The organism is Streptomyces sp. NPDC054841, from assembly GCF_053611045.1.
In genome coordinates this window covers 1-7,400 of record NZ_JBSGZO010000426.1, presented here as the reverse complement: position 1 = coordinate 7,400, position 7,400 = coordinate 1, and the positions used below count along the sequence as shown (strand labels likewise).

The 7,400-nt window shown below is 69.2% G+C and carries 7 protein-coding genes; 3 read left to right on the top strand and 4 right to left on the bottom strand.

Going from position 1 to position 7,400, the window contains the following annotated elements:
* Nucleotides 1-5: 5 nt before the first annotated feature.
* On the bottom strand, nucleotides 6-1,772 hold the full coding sequence (gene arc, locus ACWGI8_RS35435) for a proteasome ATPase (RefSeq protein WP_453667342.1): 1,767 nt from the start codon (nucleotides 1,770-1,772) through the stop codon (nucleotides 6-8).
* 257 nt (nucleotides 1,773-2,029) lie between these two features.
* On the opposite strand from arc, the gene ACWGI8_RS35430 reads away from it, so the two are divergent.
* Complete coding sequence (locus ACWGI8_RS35430; protein WP_453667341.1) at nucleotides 2,030-2,308, top strand: ferredoxin; 279 nt, start codon at nucleotides 2,030-2,032, stop codon at nucleotides 2,306-2,308.
* 15 nt (nucleotides 2,309-2,323) lie between these two features.
* Here ACWGI8_RS35430 and ACWGI8_RS35425 read toward each other — a convergent pair whose 3' ends face one another.
* From ACWGI8_RS35425 to ACWGI8_RS35415, 3 genes are all read right to left on the bottom strand, one after another.
* Nucleotides 2,324-2,896 (bottom strand): hypothetical protein, encoded by a 573-nt coding sequence (locus tag ACWGI8_RS35425; protein WP_453667339.1) that lies wholly within the window; start codon nucleotides 2,894-2,896, stop codon nucleotides 2,324-2,326.
* A 200-nt stretch (nucleotides 2,897-3,096) separates the two neighbouring features.
* Nucleotides 3,097-3,984, bottom strand: coding sequence for a tRNA (adenine-N1)-methyltransferase (locus ACWGI8_RS35420; RefSeq protein ID WP_453667338.1), 888 nt, complete (start codon nucleotides 3,982-3,984; stop codon nucleotides 3,097-3,099).
* A gap of 148 nt (nucleotides 3,985-4,132) precedes the next feature.
* Nucleotides 4,133-5,380, bottom strand: coding sequence for a site-2 protease family protein (locus ACWGI8_RS35415; protein WP_453667336.1), 1,248 nt, complete (start codon nucleotides 5,378-5,380; stop codon nucleotides 4,133-4,135).
* A gap of 280 nt (nucleotides 5,381-5,660) precedes the next feature.
* Between ACWGI8_RS35415 and ACWGI8_RS35410 the strand changes: the two genes are divergently transcribed.
* Together ACWGI8_RS35410 and ACWGI8_RS35405 are read left to right on the top strand one after the other, a co-directional pair.
* Nucleotides 5,661-6,473, top strand: a complete 813-nt coding sequence (locus ACWGI8_RS35410) for a RecB family exonuclease (protein ID WP_453667343.1) — start codon at nucleotides 5,661-5,663, stop codon at nucleotides 6,471-6,473.
* Nucleotides 6,474-6,634: 161 nt separating this feature from the next.
* Complete coding sequence (locus ACWGI8_RS35405) at nucleotides 6,635-7,306, top strand: response regulator (protein ID WP_453667334.1); 672 nt, start codon at nucleotides 6,635-6,637, stop codon at nucleotides 7,304-7,306.
* Nucleotides 7,307-7,400 lie beyond the last annotated feature (94 nt).

Genomic DNA, 7,400 nt, shown 5'->3' with positions numbered 1-7,400 from the left:
GCGATCTACAGGTACTGACCGGTGTTTGCCACCGTGTCGATGGAGCGTCCGGTGTCCGCGCCCTGCTTTCCGGTGACAAGGGTGCGGATGAATACGATCCGCTCGCCCTTCTTTCCGGAGATCCGGGCCCAGTCGTCCGGGTTCGTCGTGTTCGGCAGGTCCTCGTTCTCCTTGAACTCGTCCACGCACGCCTGGAGGAGGTGGGAGACCCGCAGACCCTTCTGGTTGTGGTCGAGGAAGGCCTTGATGGCCATCTTCTTGGCCCGGTCCACAATGTTCTGGATCATTGCGCCGGAATTGAAGTCCTTGAAGTAGAGGACTTCCTTGTCACCATTCGCATAGGTGACCTCGAGGAAGCGGTTCTCCTCGGATTCGGCGTACATCTGCTCCACGACCGACTGGATCATGCCGTGGACCGCCGCCTCCTTGGAGCCGGTGTGCTCCGAGAGATCGTCTGCGTGGACCGGCAGCGAAGGCGTGAGGTACTTCGCGAAGATGTCCTTCGCGGCCTCCGCGTCCGGACGCTCGATCTTGATCTTGACGTCGAGCCGGCCGGGCCGCAGGATCGCGGGGTCGATCATGTCCTCCCGGTTGGAGGCACCGATCACGATCACGTTCTCGAGGCCTTCCACACCGTCGATCTCGGCGAGCAGCTGCGGAACGATCGTGTTCTCGACGTCCGAGCTGACACCCGAGCCGCGGGTGCGGAAGAGGGACTCCATCTCGTCGAAGAAGACGATGACGGGGGTGCCCTCGCTCGCCTTCTCACGAGCACGCTGGAAGACGAGGCGGATGTGCCGCTCGGTCTCACCGACGTACTTGTTGAGGAGCTCGGGACCCTTGATGTTGAGGAAGTAGCTCTTCCCCGCGGGCTGGCCGGTCACCTCGGCGACCTTCTTGGCAAGGGAGTTGGCGACGGCCTTCGCGATCAGCGTCTTTCCGCAGCCGGGCGGGCCGTAGAGCAGGATGCCCTTCGGCGGCCGAAGTTCGTGCTCCTTGAAGAGGTCCGGGTAGAGGTACGGAAGCTCGACCGCGTCCCGGATCATCTCGATCTGGTTGCCCAGACCGCCGATCTTGTCGTAGTCGACATCCGGGACCTCTTCCAGGACGAGCTCTTCGACCTCGCTCTTCGGGATCACCTCGTACACGTAGCCGGAGCGCGGCTCGAGCAGGAGGGCGTCGCCGGGCCGGATGGTCATGTCCAGCAGCGGCTCGGCGAGCCTGACCACTCGTTCCTCGTCGGTGTGCCCGATCACCAGGGCGCGCTCGCCGTCCTCGAGGATCTCCTTGAGGGTGACGATGTCCCCGGCGCGCTCGAACTCCATGGCCTCGACCACGTTGAGCGCCTCGTTGAGCATGACTTCCTGGCCGCGCCGGAGCTCGTCGAGCTCGACGCTGGGGCTGACGTTCACCCGGAGCTTGCGGCCCCCGGTGAAGATGTCCGCGGTGCCGTCCTCGTTCTGCTGCAGGAAGACACCGAAGCCGGCCGGCGGCTGCGCGAGCCGGTCGACCTCCTCCTTGAGAGCCACGATCTGGTCGCGGGCCTCACGGAGCGTGTTCGCCAGTCGTTCGTTCTGAGCGGACACGCCGGCCAGGTTTGTCTGCAGCTCGACGATCCGCTCTTCGAGAATCCTCGTATGACGCGGAGAGTCGGCGAGCTTGCGGCGCAGGACGGCGATCTCCTGCTCAAGATAGGCAACCTGGCCGGCAGGGTCTTCAGACCCCCGTCCCGGCCGGAAGCCGCGGTTGTTGTCGTCGTCGTGGGCTGCCACGGTCCTCACCTCCTCCAAGGGGAGCTGGACGCTTCCTGACCCTACCTGGGTGGGTGGTGATTGAAACCCCTAGATCACAAAGACGGAAGGGGTGTGTCCGATCTTCACCCTTGCGCTCTCCCTCACGCCAGGGGAATACCCACCCATCAACATCGGAAAGCGGGCGGTTGTATCGTCGGAACGGTCAACACCCGTCAGGGCTGGCCCATATTGATACAACACGGCTTGATACACACCGCGCAGGAACGGCAGGCGACATGAACGACGGTCTCGAAGTCTGGATCGACCAGGACCTGTGCACCGGCGACGGCATCTGCGCCCAGTACGCCCCGGAGGTCTTCGAGCTGGACATCGACGGTCTCGCCTACGTGAAGAGCGCGGAGGACGAGCTGTTGCAGCAGCCCGGTGCCACAACACCCGTGCCGCTGCCGCTGCTGACCGACGTCATCGACTCCGCCAAGGAGTGTCCGGGCGACTGCATCCATGTGCGCCGCGTTTCGGACAAGGTCGAGGTGTACGGACCCGGCGCCGAGTAGGCGCAGGGTGAGCGGTCACGCACTGTCCGTGGCGGAATCGGCCTCGCCCGACTCGACGAACTTCCCCCCGCGCCACTGCCACTTGACCTTCTCCTGCTGATCGGGGCAGCAGCTCGGCACGTCGGGCGACGAGTAGCCGAGGAGAGTGGCCGTGACAGCTCCGTCACGGACGGCGAAGTCCGCGACGCTGAGCCGCTTCGCGGGCTCCAGCAGGGTCGCGACCACCCGCGGTGCGCCGGCCGCGGAACGGGCCAGCACGTAGACGCCGCTCGGCGGGGTGCCGGAGCCCGCCGCGCAGCGGGCCACCACGACCGTCTCGGCGCCGCCGTCCCCGTCGAGGTCCCCCGAGGCCTTCTTGACCACCTGGGCGCCCCCTGCGCCGCACTCCAGCGGCAGCTCGACGGCGGTCACGTCCGGTGCGGGGGCCACGGCCGTCGCGATCCCGGAGTCCGACTGACCGGCGCTCGCGGGGTCGGGCTGGAGCAGTCCCGCCCCGGCGACGACCGCGGCCATCGCCGTCGCTGTGGCGAGCCAGTGTGCCGGGCGGGCGTGGGTGTGCGCGAGATCCGGGACGGCGGAGGTCTGCACTGAGGCGTCTCCTGTGAACAACGGTGCCGGTGGGGGTGCCCCGCATAGTGCCACACGTCACAGGAGGCGGGAACAGGGGGGTGCGAAACCTCTACGGGGCGTGCCCAACGTAAAGGAGCCGCCACCCAGTTCCCTTTTGTCCTCCGGGAACTCGGCGGCGGCGCCGTCGCGTTGTGAAGGGCGTCAGCCCTGATGGGTGGTCAGCCCTTGTTCGGGCCCTCGTAGTCCTCGCCGTAGGCACCCTTGGCCGGCCGGCGGCGGCGCATCGGGGGCTCCACGCCGTCCGCGAGACGGCGGGCGGTGACGAGGAAGCCGGTGTGGCCGATCATCCGATGGTCCGGGCGGACGGCCAGACCCTCGACGTGCCAGTTGCGGATCATGGACTCCCAGGGCTGCGGCTCGGCGTAGCAGCCGAACTCGCGGATGGACTCCACGGTCCGCGCGAGCTGCGTGGTGGTCGCCACGTAGCAGCAGAGGATGCCGCCGGGGACGAGCGCCTTGGAGACGGCCTCCAGGCACTCCCAGGGGGCGAGCATGTCCAGGATGACGCGGTCGACGTCGGTGTCGGACAGATTGTCCTGGAGGTCACCGACGGTGAGCGTCCATGCGGGGTGAGGTCCGCCGAAGTAACGCTCGACGTTGCCCTTGGCGATCTCCGCGAAGTCCTCACGCCGCTCGTACGAGTGCAGCATGCCCTCGTCGCCGATGGCGCGGAGCAGGAAGCTGCTCAGCGAGCCCGATCCGACACCGGCCTCGACGACGCGCGCGCCGGGGAAGATGTCGGCGAAGGCCAGGATCTGCCCCGCGTCCTTGGGGTAGACCACGGCGGCGCCGCGGGGCATGGACAGGACATAGTCGGGGAGCAGGGGGCGCAGCGCGAGGTAGGCGACGTTTCCCGTGGTACGGACAACACTGCCCTCGGGAGCACCGATCAGCTCGTCGTGCGGGAAGGAACCCTTGTGGGTGTGGAAGTTCTTCCCGGCCTCGAGCGTGAACGTGTAGTGGCGTCCCTTGGGATCGGTGAGCTGGACCTGGTCCCCGACCTTGAAGGGCCCGCGACGGCGGGCGGCACCGGTCGGTTCGGACATGCGACCAGAGTACCGGGCCTTGGTCACGCTCCCGACCGCGCCCGCACGCGGGCGGGCGGGCGGACCGAAGGGGCACGCTGCCGTTCACAGGCGGCCGGAACGTCCCGGTCGAGTCCCCCTGCCGAGGAGCAGGGGGAGAAGGGGCCCCTCAGGTCCCAGGTCGTGCCATGGCCTGGACGAAGGCCCGCTCGACGTCCGCCGTGGAGAGCACGCCGTAGATCTCGCCGGTCTCCTCGACCACCAGGTACTCGGAGGCGGGGGTGGCGCGCAGCCGGTCCAGGAGGGCCTCACCGGCCAGTTCGGCGGGCACCCTCATGCCGTCGGTGAGCTCCTGGGCGAGGCCGCTGACGGCGACCCAGGGGCGGCGGTGCTCGGGGACGCCGACGATCGCGCTCTCGCGGACCAGGGCCGTGGGGTCGCCGTGCCCGTCGACCACGACCAGGGCACGGGCTCCTGCCTCGTTGGCGCGCCGCAGGGCCTCGGAGAGCGGAGTGCCGGACTCGACGGGGACGGCTCGCCGGGTGAGGGTGCGGGCGCGCAGTTCGGGGAGGTGCTCACGCAGCCGCGCCATGCGCAGACTGTTGCCCGCGCCGGTCCAGATGATCGCGGCGAGGATGGCGGCGAGCAGGGCGTCGGTGACGGTGTCCATGCCGCCGAGTTCCTTGGCCGGGTTGCCCAGCGTGCCGGTGTGGGTGAGCAACGGCAGGCCGACGAGGACGGCGACGGCGAGCGCCCGGCCGACCCAGGCGGCGGCCACGGTGCCGCTCATCGGCTTTCCGGTGATCTTCCAGACGACCGCGCGCAGCATCCGGCCGCCGTCCAGCGGCAGCCCCGGCAGCAGGTTGAACGCGGCGACGATGAGGTTGGAGATCATCAGGCCGGCCAGTAGGACGCGGGGGACGGTGCCCGGCTCGACGACGTACATCCCGAGGTAGAAGACCCCGGCGAGGACGAGGGACAACAGCGGTCCGACGAAGGCGAGGACGAATTCGCGGCCGGGTGTCTCGGACTCCTTCTCGATCTCCGACACACCGCCGAAGAACTGGAGCTGGATCCGGCGTACGGGCAGCTGGTAGCGGAGCGCGACGACCGTGTGGGCCAGTTCGTGGACGAGCACGGACGCGTAGAAGGCGACCGCGAAGAAGAGCGCGACGAGATAGCGGGCGGCGCCGAGTCCGGGCAGGGCTCTGTCGAGCTGCCCGCCGAATACCCAGGTGATGAGGGCCGCGACCAGGAACCAGCTGGGAGCGACGTACACGGGCACGCCGAAGGGACGGCCCATGAGGATGCCGCCGCCCGGATCCGTGGAGCGCTGCCGCTTTCCGCCTCCGGGGTCCGAGGCCTCCGTCCCGGACCGCGGCTGCGTGCTGCTGCCGCTCTCCTCGTCCTCTTTCACGGGTTCCCTTCGTTGCGAGACGTTACGCCGCGAAGCCTCGCTCGCTCGGTCTTCTCTCGATCATGCAGTGCGAGAGGGTCTGGCGTCGATGGTATGCCGCTCGCTGTCAGTGGCGGGCCGTAGGGTCTGAGTCATGAGTACGAGTCAGCCTCCCGCCGCGGAAGGCCGCGTGCCCGCTTCGGCGGTGCCGCCGCCCGCCCTGGAAGACCAGCCGTCGGTGGCGGACGGCCATCCGGCCCCGCCGGACGGGCGGCCGTCCGTGCCGGAGAGCCGGCCGCCCATGTCGCTGTCGCCCTCGCGCGCGAGCGATTTCATGCAGTGCCCTCTGCTGTACCGGTTCCGGGTGATCGACAAGCTCCCGGAGAAGCCGAGCGAGGCGGCCACCCGGGGCACGCTCGTCCATGCCGTGCTGGAGCGGCTCTTCGACGTGCCGGCGGTGGAGCGTACGGCGCCGCGGGCGAAGGCATTGATTCCCGGGCAGTGGGACCGGCTGCTGGAGTCGAAGCCGGAGCTGGGCGAACTGTTCGCCGAGGACGCGGGGGGCGAGCGGCTGGCGCGCTGGCTGTCGGAGGCCGAGCAGCTCGTCGAGCGGTGGTTCTCGCTGGAGGATCCGACGCGTCTGGAGCCGGCTGAGCGTGAGCTGTTCGTGGAGACGGAGCTGGATTCGGGGCTGCGGCTGCGCGGGGTGATCGACCGGGTCGATGTGGCGCCGACCGGCGAGGTGCGGATCGTCGACTACAAGACGGGCAAGGCCCCCCGGCCCGAGTACAGCGAGGGCGCGCTGTTCCAGATGAAGTTCTACGCCCTGGTGATCTGGCGGCTCAAGGGCGTGGTGCCGCGCCGGCTTCAGCTGGTGTATCTGGGCAGCGGGGAGGTGCTGACGTACGACCCGGTCGTGGCGGATCTGGAGCGGGTTGAGCGCAAGCTGCTGGCTCTGTGGGAGGCGATCATGCAGGCCACGGAGACGGGCGACTGGCGGCCGCGTCCGACGAAGCTCTGCGGCTGGTGCGACCACCAGGCGGTGTGTCCGGAGTTCGGCGGCACGCCGCCGGCGTACCCGCTGCCGGTGGGGCCGACGGGGACCCCGGCGTGAGCAAGGTCCCCTGCGGTGCGTCGGCCGGTCCGTGCGCACCCTCCCCCGGAGCTTCGCCCGGGGCTGGGGGCACCCCTGCCGTCCCGGCGGAGCGGCCGCCCGCGAGCCAGGTGCCGGGTCAGGGCAGAATGGGCCCCGTCCAGCACTCTTGAGGAGATCTCGTGGCTATCCGCGTCCTACTGGTCGACGACCAACCACTGCTGCGCACCGGATTCCGGATGATTCTGGAGGCCGAGCAGGACATCGCGGTGGTGGGTGAGGCCGGGGACGGTCTTCAGGCTCTGGACCAGGTGCGGGCACTGCAGCCCGATGTGGTGCTGATGGACATCCGGATGCCGCGGATGGACGGGGTCGAGGCGACCCGCCAGATCACCGGCCCGGAGCGGGACGGTCCGGCGAAGGTGCTGGTGCTGACCACCTTCGACCTCGACGAGTACGTCGTGGAGGCGCTGCGGGCGGGGGCGAGCGGCTTTCTGCTGAAGGACGCCCCGGCGACCGAGCTGGTGCAGGCGATCCGGGTGGTCGCGGGGGGCGAGGCGATGCTCGCGCCGAGCATCACGCGCCGGCTGCTCGACAAGTACGCGGGGCATCTGCCGTCCGGCGAGGAGCCCGTCCCGGACACGCTGCACACGCTCACCGAGCGCGAGGTCGAGGTCCTCAAGCTGGTTGCCCGCGGACTGTCGAACGCGGAGATCGCGGCGGATCTGTTCGTCAGTGAGACGACGGTCAAGACCCACGTGGGCCATGTGCTGACGAAGCTGGGCCTGCGCGACCGGGTGCAGGCCGCGGTGTACGCGTACGAGAGCGGCCTGGTGCGCCCCGGCGCCCAGTGAGCGAACCTGCTCGGGTGAGCAAGGGGACCAGGTGATCAAAGCGGCCCGGTAAGCAAAGGGGCCGGTAAGCACACGGCCCGGTAAGCAAAGGGGC